This window comes from Altibacter sp., assembly GCF_019913785.1.
Taxonomy (GTDB): Bacteria; Bacteroidota; Bacteroidia; order Flavobacteriales; family Flavobacteriaceae; genus Altibacter.
This window is the reverse complement of the sequence record NZ_JAIOHK010000070.1, coordinates 29,656-46,803: the sequence shown is the minus strand read 5'-3', so window position 1 is coordinate 46,803 and position 17,148 is coordinate 29,656. Positions and strand designations below refer to the sequence as shown.

Annotated in this window: 14 protein-coding genes; 6 read left to right on the top strand and 8 right to left on the bottom strand. The window is 40.3% G+C overall.

The window, feature by feature from the left end:
• The coding region (locus K8F54_RS12510) for an ABC transporter permease (RefSeq protein WP_290791468.1) at positions 1-668 on the bottom strand (668 nt) is incomplete at its 3' end.
• Positions 669-819: 151 nt separating this feature from the next.
• On the opposite strand from K8F54_RS12510, the gene K8F54_RS12505 reads away from it, so the two are divergent.
• Positions 820-2,106, top strand: coding sequence for a DUF1343 domain-containing protein (locus tag K8F54_RS12505; RefSeq protein ID WP_290791467.1), 1,287 nt, complete (start codon positions 820-822; stop codon positions 2,104-2,106).
• On the opposite strand, the gene K8F54_RS12500 is transcribed toward K8F54_RS12505, so the two are convergent.
• Positions 2,107-2,601, bottom strand: a complete 495-nt coding sequence (locus tag K8F54_RS12500) for a YkgJ family cysteine cluster protein (protein WP_290791465.1) — start codon at positions 2,599-2,601, stop codon at positions 2,107-2,109. It abuts the gene before it with no gap.
• Between the two features lie 29 nt (positions 2,602-2,630).
• On the opposite strand from K8F54_RS12500, the gene K8F54_RS12495 reads away from it, so the two are divergent.
• Positions 2,631-3,332 carry a class I SAM-dependent methyltransferase gene (locus tag K8F54_RS12495; RefSeq protein WP_290791463.1) on the top strand — a complete coding sequence of 234 codons (702 nt, stop codon included), beginning with the start codon at positions 2,631-2,633 and terminating at the stop codon, positions 3,330-3,332.
• Here the strand turns inward: K8F54_RS12495 and K8F54_RS12490 are convergent.
• Positions 3,322-3,864: a DUF2059 domain-containing protein gene (locus K8F54_RS12490; RefSeq protein WP_290791461.1), complete on the bottom strand. Its 543-nt coding sequence runs from the start codon at positions 3,862-3,864 to the stop codon at positions 3,322-3,324. The genes K8F54_RS12495 and K8F54_RS12490 overlap by 11 nt on opposite strands.
• Positions 3,865-3,911: 47 nt before the next feature.
• Between K8F54_RS12490 and K8F54_RS12485 the strand changes: the two genes are divergently transcribed.
• The gene (locus tag K8F54_RS12485; protein ID WP_290791459.1) at positions 3,912-4,691 is read left to right on the top strand and encodes a membrane metalloprotease; all 780 of its coding nucleotides are present in this window, start codon (positions 3,912-3,914) and stop codon (positions 4,689-4,691) included.
• An 86-nt stretch (positions 4,692-4,777) separates the two neighbouring features.
• Here the strand turns inward: K8F54_RS12485 and K8F54_RS12480 are convergent, their stop codons facing one another.
• From K8F54_RS12480 to K8F54_RS12470, 3 genes are all read right to left on the bottom strand, one after another.
• The gene (locus K8F54_RS12480; RefSeq protein WP_290791457.1) at positions 4,778-6,412 is read right to left on the bottom strand and encodes an amidohydrolase; all 1,635 of its coding nucleotides are present in this window, start codon (positions 6,410-6,412) and stop codon (positions 4,778-4,780) included.
• 76 nt (positions 6,413-6,488) lie between these two features.
• Positions 6,489-8,222 (bottom strand): TonB-dependent receptor, encoded by a 1,734-nt coding sequence (locus tag K8F54_RS12475; RefSeq protein ID WP_290791455.1) that lies wholly within the window; start codon positions 8,220-8,222, stop codon positions 6,489-6,491.
• A 32-nt stretch (positions 8,223-8,254) separates the two neighbouring features.
• Positions 8,255-11,275 (bottom strand): tetratricopeptide repeat protein, encoded by a 3,021-nt coding sequence (locus tag K8F54_RS12470; RefSeq protein ID WP_290791453.1) that lies wholly within the window; start codon positions 11,273-11,275, stop codon positions 8,255-8,257.
• Between the two features lie 289 nt (positions 11,276-11,564).
• Here K8F54_RS12470 and K8F54_RS12465 point away from each other — a divergent pair, with 289 nt between their 5' ends.
• The 3 genes from K8F54_RS12465 (at position 11,565) to K8F54_RS12455 (ending at position 14,723) form a co-directional block, all read left to right on the top strand.
• Positions 11,565-12,038, top strand: a complete 474-nt coding sequence (locus K8F54_RS12465) for a tail fiber protein (RefSeq protein WP_290791451.1) — start codon at positions 11,565-11,567, stop codon at positions 12,036-12,038.
• The gene (locus K8F54_RS12460; RefSeq protein ID WP_290791449.1) at positions 12,038-13,972 is read left to right on the top strand and encodes a S8 family serine peptidase; all 1,935 of its coding nucleotides are present in this window, start codon (positions 12,038-12,040) and stop codon (positions 13,970-13,972) included. Before K8F54_RS12465 ends, K8F54_RS12460 begins: the two co-directional genes overlap by 1 nt.
• A gap of 67 nt (positions 13,973-14,039) precedes the next feature.
• Entirely contained in the window at positions 14,040-14,723 is a 684-nt protein-coding gene (locus tag K8F54_RS12455) for an ATP-binding cassette domain-containing protein (RefSeq protein ID WP_290791447.1), read from the top strand.
• Here the strand turns inward: K8F54_RS12455 and K8F54_RS12450 are convergent.
• Positions 14,720-15,649 (bottom strand): hypothetical protein, encoded by a 930-nt coding sequence (locus tag K8F54_RS12450; protein ID WP_290791445.1) that lies wholly within the window; start codon positions 15,647-15,649, stop codon positions 14,720-14,722. The two genes, K8F54_RS12455 and K8F54_RS12450, sit on opposite strands and share 4 nt — an antisense overlap.
• Positions 15,650-15,651: 2 nt before the next feature.
• Positions 15,652-17,073, bottom strand: coding sequence for an MBOAT family O-acyltransferase (locus K8F54_RS12445; RefSeq protein ID WP_290791443.1), 1,422 nt, complete (start codon positions 17,071-17,073; stop codon positions 15,652-15,654).
• Positions 17,074-17,148: the final 75 nt, after the last annotated feature.

The window sequence follows — 17,148 nt, the reverse complement described above, 5'->3', positions numbered from 1 at the left end:
TCGGACCATTTATTGAGTTGTTGGATATGCCGAATATCTGCGATGACAAATTGTTCGTCAAATTGTTGAAAGCCGCTGTTGTAAATTCCTACAATCGTAAAACCTCTACTTCTGGGTGCCTTGGCGCTGTCGTTGTTTAGGAAGAAGGTAACGATCTTGTCATTCAGTTTGAGCTGTAATCGATTTGCGAGATAGGATGATAAAAGAATTTCAGCATTTAAATCGCCTGTAAAATTTGGCAACCTTCCTTCCACCAAAAAGTCTTTAAAATAGGTCCAATCGTAGTCGTTGCCCACCCCTTTTACCACAATGCCTTCAAAATCGGTTTCGGTTCGGATCACACCCCCTTTTGAAGCGGTAACCTGGATGTGTTTAATTCCCTCTACGCTTTTAAATTCGGGGTAAAAATCCTGCGTTTTTGAAATGGGAATCTGCGAATCGTTCGAAAAATTGGTGTCGAAGTTGGTAATGATGATATCTCCGTTAAAAGCGGAGACCTTTTCTCGTATTTTTTTCTGAAGCCCAATCCCTGTGGCAATGGAGATTAGCATCATAATAATACCAAGGGCGATCGCAGTAATGGCAATTTTTATTATTGGTGCCGAAATACTACTTTTATAATCCTTGGCAGCAATGATGCGCTTGGCGATGAAAAATTCGAAATTCACGGGTTAACGTATGCGATTATCTTTTTTCAAAAATACATTTTTCTTAGTGAAGCTTGGCTTTAATGAGCTGAAAGGTTCAGTGAATTTAAAACCATTCGCTGAACTAACCCCGTTTTTTTACGGGGTCTCCACCAGCAAGTTGGTATTTTTAATGAAATTTGGGATTTTATTTTTTATTATTCCATGTTTTTCCTGTGGAAGTCAGAACAAAGAAACAAACGCTACCACTTCCGAAGAAATTGTTATTCACGATACGGTGCGTGTGGGAAGTACTACTTCAACCGACACCAAAGATATAGTTATTGGTGCGGAGCGTTTTTCGGCATATTTTCCACTGCTGAAGGGCAAAAATATAGGATTGGTTGCCAATCATACTTCGGTGGTGCATTTTGCCGAAACCATATATCCGCCCAATGGCGAGGCGATTTCCGTTGAAAAAGAACAACATTTGGTAGATCTTTTATTGGACAATAATTTTTTACTAAAAAAAGTGTTTTCTCCCGAACATGGATTTCGCGGCACGGCCGATGCAGGCGAATTCGTTAAAAATGGTTTGGATACGAAGACCGATTTGCCCATTATCTCGTTGTATGGAAAAAACAAGGAACTTCATGCCGAAATGCTTCAAGGCATTGATATGATGGTATTTGATATTCAGGATGTTGGCGTTCGGTTTTACACCTATATTTCTACGCTGCATTATGTGATGGAGGCATGTGCCGAAGCAAATATTCCACTAGTTATTTTAGATCGCCCCAATCCCAACGGGCACTATATTGACGGACCTGTACTCGATATTAAATACAAAAGCTTTTTAGGGATGCATCCGGTGCCGTTGGTGCATGGTATGACCGTGGGGGAATTCGCGCAAATGATCAACGGACAAAGATGGCTGAGGCATGGTGGTCAATGTACACTTCACATCATCGAGCTGCTTCACTATACACATCAAACGCCCTATTCCGTTCCGGTACGGCCTTCGCCAAATTTACCGAATGATGTTGCTATTAATTTATACCCCAGTCTAGGGTTATTAGAAGGAACCAACCTCAACGCAGGGCGTGGTACCGAAATGCAATTTCAACTTATTGGATCTCCGTATTTGCCACAGGACAAATATCCTTTTTCGTATACGCCACAGCCTAACTTCGGATCTAAAAGTCCGAAGTTCAACGGAGTGCTATGTAACGGCCTGGATCTTAGGGAAACGCCTAGAATGAGTCGGGTGGATCTCACGTGGATCATGGATGCCTACCGGAACTATGAAAAGAAGGAGGCTTTTTTCAACACAAAGAATTTTACCACCCATGCCGGGACTGAAGTATTACAACAGCAAATTGAACAGGGATATACATTTCGGGAGATAAGAGCCACTTGGCTTCCCGACTTAAAAGCCTATGACCAAATGCGGGAAAAATATTTATTATACCAACGCTAACTATTGGGGTAATCGCTTCTTCATTTCCTCCACGATGTTAAAGGCAGCAGGACAAATCGCTACATTCTTTAAGGTTAGATTGGAAATCTGCTGGAATTTCTTCCGGTCGGTATGTGGAAATTCCCGACAAGCTTTTGGACGTACCTCATAGATACTACAGTAATTATCGGCACCCAAAAACGTACAAGGAACCGATTGTAAGACAAAATCGTTTTCTTCATCAATACGCAAATACTTCTCAATAAATTGTTGTGGTTTTAATCTGAAGTGCTTGGCAATACGCGCAACATCCCTATCGGTGAACAGGGGGCCTGTTGTTTTACAACAGTTGGCACAGCTGAGGCAATCGGTGCGACTGAATTCATTTTCGTGCAACTCGGCCATCAATGCATCCAAATGTTTTGGTGGTTTCTTCTTCAGTTTCGCGAAGAATTTTTTGTTCTCGTTATGCGTATCTTTGGCACGCTGCGGGAGTTGTTTCAGAATATCGTCCATAGCAATTCAAAAATAAACAATTCAACTTTATGAAAGATATTTTTGGCACAGCACTGTTGGATTATTACCACGGAAATTATACCGAAGACCTCATCACCGAAACAAACATCAGTGAGGAAGACGAATTACCGCTACCCTATTTATTCCGAAATTTTGCTGAAATGCCCTCCATCGAACAGCAGGCTTTGCAACTTTCCGTTGGGCACGTCTTGGATGTGGGTTGTGGTGCCGGAAGTCACGCCTTGTATCTACAGGAAAAAGGGCTCGAAGTCACCGCTATCGACACTTCTGAAGGTGCGGTAAAAGTAAGTGCGCTTCGGGGTGTGAAAAATGTACGACAGCTACCTTTACTTGAATTGAAAGACGAAAAATTCGATACCATCCTGCTGCTAATGAACGGTGCCGGTATCTTTCAGAAGGTAAAACACATATCCAACTATTTGAAGCATTTGAAATCACTTTTGGCCACAAAGGGACAAATTCTGGTCGATACAAGCGATTTAAAATATATGTACGATCAAGAAGCCGACGGTGGCATTTGGGTACCGGGCGACCGATACTATGGCGAATTGACTTTTACCGTTCGCTATAAGGGAAAAAGTGGAAAGCCATTTGATTGGTTGTATTTGGATGAGCATTTATTCGAAGATGCCTGTTTGACCAATAATCTGACTTTTGAAGTAGTGGCTCGTGGTGAAAATTATGATTATCTCGCCCGAATTACTGCTTAGGCGAATAGCCGGCCTTGATCAGCGCACTCATATTCGCTGCAAATAGATCTCTACTCCAATGCCCTGCAATTTCGTTGATATCGGCTGTAAGCCCTTGCCGATTTGCCGCCAGCTTTTTTCCTACGTTACCGTTTTGGAATACGGCGATCAACGTATTTTCTGTTTCGGTGAGCATACCGGTATTTATTTTTAGCATCTTTTGCGCAGCTTCGGTTTGATAGAAAACGGTCATTTCGGCAATTTCTGGTCTCGAAAAGTGATTGCGGTAGGCAAATGTTAGAAATTGAGTGACTTCAGCCAAACTCTTTTCTTTTCCTTTTTTTAAGTCGGTCCAAAATGGATCCGGTACATCGGCGGTTTCAAAATTCTTTTTTAACAAGACGAACACATCATCATAGGCCTTGCTGTATTCCTCTTGCGTTCCATTGCATTGTAAGAGCTCCATGATTTCCAGCTGAAAGACATCCCCCTGTGCAGAAACAGAAAAACAAATCGTTAAAAAAAGCGTTAAAAACGAGTAGCTCATTTTCATAATGGGCAATTAAAAGTTATGTTTGTTAAAAATACAAAAATATAGGAATGAAGGGGCCTTGGATTAAATTGTTATTGGTAGTTGTTGCATTTTTCGCTGTAATCTCTTGTAAGAAAGATGACGGAGAACCGCCCATAGATCCCAAAGCTGAAAATCGAAAAAGCCTCGGAGTCTCGGCCGAAGATTTGTTGTCTGAAGATATTTACGATCGAATCACCATAGAATTAGTATATGCTCCGTCTTACCGGCCCACCGATATAGCCATCAATGAATTTCGAAATTTTCTGAACGCTCGCCTGAATAAATCCGGTGGCATTAACATTATTGAAACGGTTATTGAAGCACCTTCAGGGGCACCCTTCAATATTGAGGAAATTAGAGCGATTGAAGACGAGCATCGGGTACATTATACGGTCGATAATACAATCGCCGTTTATATATTCTTTTCAAATGGTGTTTCTACCAACGACACGAATACGTCTGTAACCCTTGGAACTGCGTACAGAAATACCTCCATTGTGGTCTATGAGAAGACCGTCCGAGATATCGCCTTGAACAATCCGAATATTGAACTGCACGATTTAGAAATTAACACGCTGGAACACGAATTTGGTCATATCCTCGGTTTGGTAAATATTCAGGACGATGATATTCATACCAACCACGAAGATGCTGCCCATCTGAAGCATTGTGTTGTAGAAGATTGTCTTATGTATTTTGAAAGCACCGACGGACTCCGATTGGCAGAGCGTTTAGCGAAACGAGGCGTGATACCATCCTTTGATCCCCTTTGTATAGCCGACCTACAGGCGAAAGGAGGGAAATAGATGATTAGTAATTAGTGATTAGTGATTAGTGATTAGTGATTAGTGATTAGTGATTAGTGATTAGTGTAAAATTAGATTTTCGATCGCTACTCACTACTTTTTTCATACACCTTTTTCCCATTGATAAATGTAGCACTCACCTTAACATTGGGTATGCTATCTAGGGGGATGGTCATAATGTCTTGTTCGAGCACGGTGAAATCGGCAAATTTACCGGCTTCGATACTTCCTTTTTCGTCTTCTTCAAAATTAGAATAGGCCGCCCAGATAGTCATCCCTTTTAGTGTTTCTTCCCGGGTCAATCCTTCTTCCATACGATAGCCACCTTCAGGATATTGCTTTAAATCCTTTCGGGCCACAGCGGCATAGAAGGTATACATAGGGTTTACCTTTTCTACCGGAAAGTCGGTTCCCAAGGCTACCATTCCCGACTTCTCAAGCAAGGTTTTATACGAATAGGCTCCTTTTATACGCTCGGCCCCCACTCTATCCTCTGCCCAATACATATCGCTGGTCGCATGTGTAGGCTGAATGGATGGTAATATCTTTTCTGAAAAATAGTCGAAATCGGATGGTGTGATAATCTGTGCGTGTTCCACTTTCCAGCGAGGGTCTTTTTCATCTTTCAACACATTGGAATACACCCGAAGCACAGAAATATTTGCCGAATCTCCAATGGCATGCGTGTTCATTTGATAACCAGCTGCCGCAATTTTCCTGGCCAATGAGTCTAAGGCTGCTTCGGTAGTGATCATCAGCCCAAACTGACCCGGTTGATCGCTATATTCCTGTCGCATGGCCGCACCACGTGATCCTAAGGCACCATCACTCCACACTTTTACCGAACGTACATTCAGTCGATCTGTTTTAATAATCCCATTCTCTAAAAAGTAATCCAAGTCACTTGATCTTCCTGCGACCATCGCATATATGCGTAGGGACAGCTCATTTTTTTCGTGAAGGTCCCTCATGATTTCAATAACCTCTCTCGATGTGCCGGCCTCGTCAATGGTGGTTAACCCAAGTTCTAAACAGACTTGTTCAGCCTCTTTTAAAGCAGTCACCATAGTTTCACGACTTGCCCTTGGAATAGTAGCTCTCACCGCAGACATGGCTGCATCCACCAAAATGCCGGTAGGCTTGCCATCCTTCAAGACTACTTCGCCTCCATCAACTTTGGTTTTTCCCGTGATTCCTGCCAATTCTAAGGCTTTACTGTTTACAATCATGGCATGTCCATCTATGCGCCGTAAGGCGACAGGTGTATTGGGGAACAGGGAATCCAACTCCTTTTTTGTAGGGAACTCCTTTATATCCCAATCGTTTTGATCCCAACCGCGTCCCGTGATATATTCTACATTTTTCTCCTTTTGAAAGGCTACCACACGTTCCAAGACTTCACTATAGCTTTTGGTATCCACCAGATCTACATTTTGAAGTGCCATCCCCAAATTTAATAAATGGGCATGGGCATCTATGAGTCCGGGGATAATTGTCTGTCCCTGCGCGTCGTATACTTCGGCGATTTTGTATTTCAATTCTAATTCGGGTTTTTTACCTATTTCCAGAATCTTTCCATCTTTTACCACAAAGGCCTTTGCCGTATCAAAATTGTCATTGACCGTGTAGATGGTCGCATTTTTAACGAGGAGATCTGCCGGAATTTTTTCGGGAGCACAGGAAAAAAATATGAGTACAAAAAGGAAAAGTATGTTTTTCATCGGATTGGTTTTTAGTAAAAATAGAAAAAGCATCCCGATTTATAGAATGCTATTAGCAATTAAAATTTTTATGCGGCTACCAGTCGAACTTATAGGTGGCTCCCAACAATCCCTGTATTCCCTGTACCGGATAATTGTACCATTTCAAATAATTATCGCTCAACAAATTACTTCCCTTCAGAAAGATTGAAAGTCGGTCGTTTACATTATATCCAAAATGTGCATTCAGATCTACATAGCCGTCTAAGGTAACTACGGTTGGAAACGGGTCTATCAACGGGCTATACGCCACGATTTGGTCTTTTCTTTCACCTACATAAAATAATGAGGCACCTCCATACATCTGCTCGGTAATGTTGAAATTGGAAAAGATGGTTGCTTTTAAATCGGGTAAATTCCAGGCTTCGGCTTGGTTGGTAGTGTTATAACTAAAATATTCTCCATTGATCCCCAGTGAAAAGGCTTCGGAAATTTCCACTTGTAACGCGCCAAACACCGACAATGTATTGATAGCATCGTAGACCACTTGAAATGAATTTCCGTACTGATAGGTTTCGGTAGGGGCTATATCGTTGATGGGATTGATTTGAAAAAGTGCTTTGTTTTCGGCTTTGCCATAGGAAGCTCGAAGGTTATATCCTACCGAATTGGACAGTTTCCCTTTCAATCCTCCAAAGGCATTGTACAAATTCTTGGTAGGCATGATGAATAAGGTGGGCGAAACATACGGATTTATCTCTTTTAGATCGTAATAGGTATTTTGCTCGAGACCGCCTTCGGTACCGCCATAGACAATGAGGAGTTCATCCACCAAGCGGTAGGAGGCATTGATCCGCGGATAGATAGAAAAATTGGTATCGCTGGCTTCGGAATCCATACTTAGGTAGGCCGCTACTCCAAGCGAAAGTGTGAGATCGTTATTGATATACACCAAAGACGGCGCGATTCCCGCATTTAAAAAACTATAGTCTATTGGTATTTCGGCAAAATATATGCGATCGAAACTGCCCGAAAGATAATCTACATCGCCATCAATTTTTAGGGTGAAATCGGTCAATGGAAAGGAAAACTCAGGTTGTGTGTTGATATTGAATTCGGAAGAGCCGTAGGCATCACTCAAGAATTGCACCTTGGCCGAAATCTTATCGAAAAAGCTTTCATCCACAGCAATGCTTCCACCTACATATCCGCTGAAATAGGTTTGTTGTACATCGAAGGTTTCATTTAACAAAATTAATTGCTCTTCAAAACTATCGGGCAACCCATACCAATTGAATAATTGATGTTTGACACCTGCATCCAGACGATACGACGCATCGCGCTGTCTGCTGGAATAATTTCCATCCAAACTGGTGTTGTAAAATTTGTTCTCTAGCAGTACGCCATCGATATCGCCCTGTGATGAGTTATGCCGAAAAAAGAAACCGGCATTGTCGGTTCTACTTAGCTCGAAGTTGCTATACAGTTCACCTAGAATACTGGTATAATTCCCAAAACCAAGGGTCGCATAATTATCGTATAATTTTATGGGCTTCGCTTTTTCCACAGTGGCCGCCTTCCCTTTGGCGGGGGTAAAAGTAGAGGCCACAGGCACCGAAAAAATGCTGTAATTCACCTCCTTTTTTTGGGCGTTGACCGAATCATTTAGCACCGGTGTTTCCTTTACCTTAAAGGCATCGGAGATGGTAGGCGTATAGGGTTTTACAATATTAACCACTTCGGTCCCCAGATCGCCTTCCTGAGCATAAAAGGGTGCCGTACAAAAACTAACAACTATAACTAAAAGTGAGGCTAAACGTTTTTCTAACATGTTGTCTGGATAAATTTATTTCTGAAATGACTTTAGTTTCCGTCTGTTTCTACAGAGGCATTGGTTTTTGCTTCGGAAGCTTTTACAACGGCCAATTCGGCCTTTGCTTCGTCTACGACATCCTGATATTCGGTGAAATTTTTAATTACACTTTCCAAAATATAAGAGGCCTGATAGGCATCTTCCAAGGCGTAAAAATTCTTTGCCATAAGCACCAGCCCTTTTGCACCGTAGTATTTAAATCCGCTATAATCTTTGGCTAATTTTTGGATCGAAGCATTCGAGGCTTCGTAGTTGCTATCCTTATTCTTAAAATAGGCATCGTAAAACAGGGCTTCTGCAGCCAGCTGTCCTGTAGCAATTTTTGAAACCTCAGCATAGGCCATTTTTGCCTTGCTTTCGTCCCCGGTTTTCATGGCAGCACGAGCAATGATGATTTGTGCATCACTTTTAATGGCGTTATCGATCTTGGAATTCTGAAGTACCTTCTCTGCATAGGCAACCGCTTCGGGATATAGCTTGAGCTCATAACTCGCCTTCATGCTGTTGGTTTGTGCAAAAATGATGTTTTGGGGGAAATCGGCTTCAACCTCCAATTGTTTCAGATATTTCAGTGCATTTTGATAGTCCTTTTTGCCCAAATACAATTCTGAAATACGCGCCAAGGCCTGCTCGCTGAACTCACTACGCTCCTTCCCCGCCACAAAGGCATAATGCGGAATGGCTTTTTCCGAAGCATTTTCAGCAAAATACAACTGTCCTGCATAAAAATGGGCTTTTAAGGCGTGTTGGCCGTTTGGAAATTGCTTCAAATACGCCTCGAACCGTGGCAATGCCTGCTTCGGCTTGTTTTCTAAATAAGGTTGTTCGGCAGCCAGATAGGTCGCATCATCTACTTCGGCATCTTCAATATCGACAAAATCCAATGACTTTACCCAGTTGGCATATTCGTCCACCCGTCCCTGGTCGATATAAATAATCTTGGCGGAAGCCACGGCTTGCAAGGCTTCGGTAGTAGACGGAAAATCCTTGGCCACACGTTTAAAGAGATTGAGCGCCTCATTGCTTTTTCCGGTATTGTCGTAGATCAGCGCCTTTTTCAGCAAGGTGCGCGATACATAGCTACTGGTGGGTTGTTCCTTTAAGAGTTTGTCATAGGTGGCAATTGCATCGTTTGTCTTGTCTTGAGAAACATAGGTATTACCCAATTCGTATAGGGCATCATCGCGGTATACCGATCTGGGGTATTTTCTTGAAAACTCTTGCAGTCCGTCGATCTTACTCTGCACGCGATCTACAAATCCGTAACTAATTGCCTTCTGGAACGCGGCATAGTCTTCATCTGGGGTGTCAAGTTCGATGGCCTTGTTGTAATTGTCCATTGCCGGCCAATACTGGCTGCTTACAAAATAACTGTCCCCCAAGCGAAGGTAGGCGTCTTTTTTACGAGCTCCATTTGAAGAGGAGGATTCCACGTATATTTTGAACTGGTTGATCGCTTCGGAATAGTTCTTCAGCTTAAAATAGTTATACGCGAGATTGTAGTGACTATTTTCCATTTCGGGCGCCTTGGCCGCTCCGGGTAACTGAAGGAACTGTTTATACCCAATAAGTGCTTCATCAAAATTATTGAGTTGATAGTCACATTCGGCTTTCCAAAAGGTGGCTCGAGCTGTATACAGTGGATCGCGGGGTTCGTTTAAGGATTTGTCTAAGTAGGAAATCGCTTCGCGATAATTTCCTTCATTATATAGCTCGGTGGCTCTAAAGAAGGTTACTTTTTGATAGGCCAATTTGTTTTCAAAGGATTTGTTATTCTCCAACAATTCGATGGCCGCTTTATAATTTTTAGAAGTGAGGTAGGAATCGATCAACAGGTCCTTCAGTTGTTCGTTGTTCTTGTTGTTCGGATAGGCCTCCATAAATGAAAGAAGCACCTGTGGCGTACTCTGGTAACTATTTCCTATCTCGTAACTGAGTTTGGCATAATTGAGCCAGGCGTCCTCCTGAATTTCGGGAGAGAAATCCATTTCGGAAGCATTTTTAAAAGCGTTTAAAGCCTGTTGCTTCTGATCGAGTTTCAGATAGGATTCGGCCAAGTGATAGTAGGCATTTTGCGCTACCGAATTACGCCCATCCACGATCTTATTAAATTCCCCTATGGCACTTTGAAAGTCCCCTTGTTTGTAATAGGCATAGCCCAACTGGTAGTAATCGGTATTGTTCCACTTACCGCGTTTTCCTTTGTATTCCCTTAAATACGGTATGGCTTCAGCATATTTTTCCAGGTTGAAATAACTCTCCCCTATAATCTTGGAAAGCTCACTTTTCTCTACCGGATTTGATTGGTCGTACTGTTCCTTGCCCATATCAATTGCCTTTTGGAAATTTCCCAATTTGAAATTCATATCGGCCTGGTAATAGGAAAGTCCTTCGGCATAGCGCTCTTCGTTCTTTACTTCTTCGAAAAGTTCGTTGGCTTCTTGATAATCATCGCCTTCATACGCAATAAAACCGAGGTAATACTTCGCCTGCGACCCGTACTTTTGTGAAGTATTTACACGATTGAAATACTTCTTGGCTTCACTATAGCGCTTGTTCTTAAAATAGGCATAGCCATTGTTAAAATAGAAACGGTCCCTTTCACTTCGGGGGACACTAGACTCATCCACCTTATCGTACCATTTTCGAGCATAGGAGTATTTGCCATTTTCAAAATAATAATTGGCCACATTGATATAGGCTTCGTTGCGTTTGATACTGGTGGGATATTCGGTGACAAATTCTTCCATCAGGGCATCGGCATCCTGTTGGTTGAGGCGAACAGCACAATTGGCGATATAATAAGCACAATCACCCTGAATGGTTTCGTCTTTTACACTATGCTTTACCTTGGTAAATAGATTTTGGGAGGCGAGAAACTGATTATTCCGGTACAACTCCAGGGCTTTATTGTAATCGACCAACTCGTTGGTAAATACGGCGGTTTGCTGCGAAAAGGAAGTAACGGAAATAAGTAGGAAAAGAAAAACAGCTATGAGGTTTCTAAGCATTTTATTTACTTTATTTAAGGCGTTCAAAAGTACAAGTTAGGCGAGAAGAGCGATACTAAAATCTTGAAGTTTTTTAACAATTAAATGAACAATTTGAGCTGTGGTTTCAACTATTTGAAACATACTCCTTTACAAGATTTCAATATACTATTTCCTTTCTCTAGCCTTGATTATAACGTTTCAATTGGGCGATAAGTATACAAAAGGAGGATGAGTTTTTAGCAGAGATATGGCTTCTTAAAAAAATGCAGTACTTTTAAGCTGAATTGAATTAATACCGTGTTAGTCTATGAAAAATATTGTAATTATTTGTTTGATGCTTTGTTCCGTTTCGTTGTTTGCTCAGCGAAATACGTTTAAAAATCTAACCGAAAAGGATGGCAAGATTGGAATTGGCACTGAAAAGCCCGATGAATTACTCACCGTAAAAGGCAAAATCCATACGCAGGAAGTGCTGGTGGACCTCAACGGTGCTGTAGCCCCAGATTATGTATTTGAGCATTATTTTGAAGGTGCTTCGAAATTGAATCCTACCTATGCGCTGCTCAGCTTGGAAGAAGTGGCCGCTTATATTGAAAAAGCGCATCATTTACCCGGAATCCCTTCGGCACAACAACTTGAAGCGAACGGGATTTCATTAAAAGAAATGAATCTGTTGTTGCTTCAGAAAATAGAAGAACTGACGCTGTATACCCTGGAGCAGCAAATACAGTTGGACACTATAATGGAAGAGCTTGAAAAATTAAATTCACTCAAAGATTGATGAAAAGGATCTTCTTTTATGTATTTACTTTTTGTATTTCCTATGGCCTTTTGTCTCAAAACGAAATGGAAGACAGGTACTATTTTCACTCGAATATAGATAAGGGGGATCTTCTTACGGTATCCCAAAACGAGGACGGTACGCTAAAAGTAGTAAGTCGAGAAAATAATCTAGAAACCAACATCTATTCAGAATATAAAGTATTTGAACTTCAAAAGGCATTTCCAAATACCAAAGACTCTTTACTAAAAACGGTTTACAATATCGTAACGAACCGCGTAGAATTACTAGGTTCCTTACAGTATAATTTCCCAAAGAAATACACTAGAATTGACCAATATTACCCTAACGAAGGTCCTTATTATCCCAATGATTACGGCGCTACCAGTCCTGTGAAAAATTTAGGAACTACAAGCGCATTGTACGATTTGGACCTTATAAAGGCACCGCAGGCCTGGGGTATTACTAAAGGTTCGAAAAAGGTAGTTATTGGTATCTCGGATGCCAGAATTGATTCTATGCATCAGGATTTTGCCGGACGAATTTCAAATTATATTAAATATTCCAACTCAAGTAAAGGACTTACATGCGCACACGGGTCAAACGTCGCCGGGATCGCAGTGGCAAGAATGGATAATGCTGTTGGAAGACCGGGAATATGTGCCGAATGCGATGTGGTTGCGACAAGTTATGGAAGTTTCAAACAAATTGAAGAATTAGTGGAAGCCGGTGCGAAAGTGATCAATACAAGTTGGGTGTTATGTCATATGGGAACCTATCACGAAAATATTGAGGCAAGAATTAATGAATTTTATGATGACGGAATAATTATTGTTGCTGCCGCAGGAAACACTAATGATTGTAAAAGAAATGGAGTGGTTCTTCACGACAATGGATATCCGGCTTCCTTTGAAAAAGTAATTTCTGTAACAGGTGTTTTTTCAGAATTCTCAGCACCTTCTGAAAATATATTTATTGGAAAAGAAGGTACTGAAGCGACCGCCTATCTTAAAGACCGGCATGCGCGAGAATTTTCTGTTGATAAAGATCAAAATATTACGGCAAAATATGTTCAATGGGTGATGCGCTACAATCCCTCAATTGATATCTCGGCACCTGCACGCACCTATTTAATTGGCCATGAACTTTGCGGATATGACTTTGTAGTGGGAGGGGCAACTTCGGCTGCAGCGCCATACATTACAGGTGTACTTGGACTTATATGGTCGGTGAATTACTGTTTGTCATCGTATGAAGCGGAAAGTATATTAAAGCTATCTTCAGAAGATATTGAAGTCTTGCCGGGAAATGAGAGATTTATAGGCGGTCTAGGGAGTGGCCGAGTAGATGCATATCGAGCCGTTAAGATGGCCAGAGAAACGAAAGCGTTGTTTGGAAATTTAGAAATCGAAAATAGAGACTTTTACCGTTTTAATTTTAAAATAGAAAACGCTCCCTATAATATTACACTTCGGAATCAAACTTTTAGAGATTCATCTACCGTGGATTTTAAAGCGAGGAATTCTATTGTATTAAAGCCTAACACTGCTCTTAGACCCGATAAATTAGGATTTATGAAACTAAGTATTGACCCGGATATCCCAACAGAAGAGTGTTTTCCAAAACCACCAAAACAATATGTCGATATATATAAAAAGCGCGATACTTCCGATTCATTAGAATCCGATATAAAATTTGAGGTAGCCTATAAAAAGGAAGAAAAGGCCATATATATTAGGCCTCTTATAAACGACAAAAAAAGTAATGAAAATTATTTTGTTCAAGTACTGAATTCGTCAAATAAGATAATTAAAAGTGAACAATTTAAATACCCTGAAGCGGGCTCAATTAAATTAAATATACCCTCGGGGCAAGTGATCGTTGTCAAAATTTCATTCAGGCATAAAAATGAAAACCATTCGCTGAAAATTTAAGGACTCTTTTTATTGAATAGCAATTGCATTATAATACCTTTGTTTTGCATATTAAAAAACTTAATATATGTCCCAACCTGTTTTATTCTTAAAAGAAGCTTCTATTTTTCAAGGAGAGAATTTGATACTTTCCGATGTGACGATTTCGGTGGAAAAAGGTGAATTTGTGTATCTAATTGGGAAAACCGGGACGGGAAAAAGCAGTTTTATGAAAACGCTCTATGGAGATCTTCCACTTCAAAAGGGCGAAGGTGAAATTGTGGGATATAATCTGTCTACGCTTAAAGAAAAGGATATCCCCTTTCTCCGAAGAAAATTAGGTGTTGTATTTCAAGATTTTAAGCTATTAAACGAGCGAACCGTCAAGGATAATTTACTTTTTGTGTTAAATGCTACAGGGTGGACAGACAAAGCGGCAATGAGCAGTCGCATTGATGAAGTTTTGGATAAAGTTGGTATGAAAACCAAGAGCTTTAAGTATCCCTATCAACTTTCGGGAGGAGAACAACAACGAGTAGCCATTGCAAGGGCTCTGTTAAATAACCCCGAACTCATATTGGCAGATGAACCCACCGGGAATTTAGATCCTCAAACAAGTGTAGAAGTTATGGAAGTCCTTCAGGAAATAAACAGAAACGGAAATACTATACTTATGGCAACACACGACTATGCCTTATTACTGAAGTATCCGTCCAAAACGCTCAAATGTGATGAGAGTCAGATATTCGAAGTCGTTCAGAAAACTGTTTAATCCCACTGTATTTTTTCCATTATAATTTTATTTAAGAGTTGACTACATTTTTTAGCACCTTCATTTGTTAAGTGATCTGCATCTCGTAGATCATCACTATTAAAACGCGGGTCTTGAGACAATTTAATATAGATAACATCTTCATTCTCCGATTGAAGTTTAGCGAGCGTTGTAACTATCTTTTCCTTTTTATCTGAATTAAGTGCTTCATAATAGGCCTTATACACAGGCATTTCCACTAAAAAGACCATTATATTACGTTGTTTACAGGCCGTTATTATTCTCTGAAGTCGTTGGGTATTGGTTTCGAAATCTATAAGTCCGTCTTCGTGTTTATTCACTATGATGGGTGTAATCTGCTCTTTGTCTTCAACTATATCTGAAGCGTCCTGAAATCCGTATCCATTTTCGTGACAAGTGACATTCGTTCCATTCTCAATATATTCATGAATCATTTCAACAGATTTATTGAATCGTCTCGCCAATGCCAGGCTGTATTTTTTTACATCGTAATTTGAAACAATAGGAACTTTCAATTGCATTTGGTTCTGATAAAAATACTTTCGCCATAAATCTTCTGAGGTATTGTCTTCTTGTGAGAGGCTAAAATAACTTATAGTGAGTACAACAGCCTTAAGGTTTGGCAGCCTATCTACATGTTTATTGAAAAGTAGTTCATCGAAATAAAGACTCTGACTCACATTAGCGATATTGAATGTTTTTGGCGAGAAATAATCCGGGTTTAAACCGTATAAGGCGTGAGAATTGCCAAAGAGCAAGACAGCGGACTCTTTATAGTCACCAACAATTTGCTCGTGTTTAAAAGTATAGTTGGTTTCTGTGGTACGATAAAAATACTCCACCCCTCCCCAGACCAGAAGCACCGGGATAAGAAAAAGTATTATTTTTTTATAAAGTCCCCTCATTTTTAAAATTGAAAATAGATAAATGGTTGCAAATTACCTGCATAATAAAATATACCAAACACCACCAAATAATAAATACTATACCGTAGCAATTTTGAATCGATATATCCTATATCCAACACATGCTCTCTATCTCGTTGCATCCATTCAAACACCATATACAAGAAAAGCAACAAGATACCAATACGAGGGATATAGGGTTTTGTAAACAGTGATTTTGAAAAAACAATTTCTAGATACTGAAAAGCATCTGTGATGGTTTCGGCTCTAAAAAAGACCCATGCAATAACCACAACAAAAAAAGTGGATCCAATGTTAATAATTTCTCTTAGGGTTGGCCATTTCCTTGATGCATTAAAAGCCGCCTCCTTCTTAAAAAACAGCACCACAGGAATAACAAACAACGCATGAACAAAACCCCAAAACACGAAGGTTAGGTTGGCTCCATGCCAAAGGCCACTCACCAAAAAAACAATTAGAATATTAACAATTAGTCGAGTCCGAGAAACTCTACTTCCACCTAATGGAATATACACATAATCTCTAAACCAGGTTGAAAGGGAAATATGCCATCTCCTCCAAAAATCTGACATGTTTTGCGCCAAATACGGGTAGTTGAAATTTCGCATAAGATCGAAGCCCAATAATCTTGAAACTCCAATTGCGATATCGCTATAACCTGAAAAATCGCCATAAATCTGGAATGCAAAAAACACCGCTCCAAAAAATAAAGTACTGCCGGATTGATCTTGATAGTTTTCGAAAATTGTATTCACAACCAGCGCACAATTGTCTGCGATCACCATTTTTTTAAATAATCCGCCCAGGATCAACCGCAACCCTGAAACATTTTTTTTATAATGAAACAAACGTTTGGTTTCAAATTGAGTCAGTAAATTGGAAGCTCTTTCAATGGGTCCGGCCACTAGCTGTGGAAAGAATGATACAAAGGCAAAAAAAGCAATGGGATCACTGGTCGGTTGTATTCTTTTTCTGTAAATGTCGATTGTATAACTTAGGGTTTGAAAGGTATAAAAGCTAATCCCAACCGGTAATAATATATTCCAACTGCTTCGGTTGAACTTTGTTCCAAATAAGGCAAATGTATCTACGAAAGTATCAACAAAGAAGTTAAAATATTTGAAGACCACCAACAGGCCCAAATTAAAGAATAAACTTATACATAATAAAAGCCTTCGCTTTAGCGGTGAACCACTTTTTCCTAATTGTCGACCTACTAAATAATCGACCAAGGAACTCAGAAAAATAAGCGACAAAAAACGCCAATCCCAGAACGCATAGAAGATATAGCTTACAAGGACCAAAAAAATATTTTGCCAACGTAAGTCGCGCCGAAATAGCGTCCAATACAAAAGCAACACCAAAGGCAGGAATAACGCAAAGTCCAGTGTGTTAAAAAGCATGAAATTGGATAAGCATGTTTGTGAATGGCAATCTACAAACAATCCCCCTAATTAGCCAGAACTTACATCCAATTT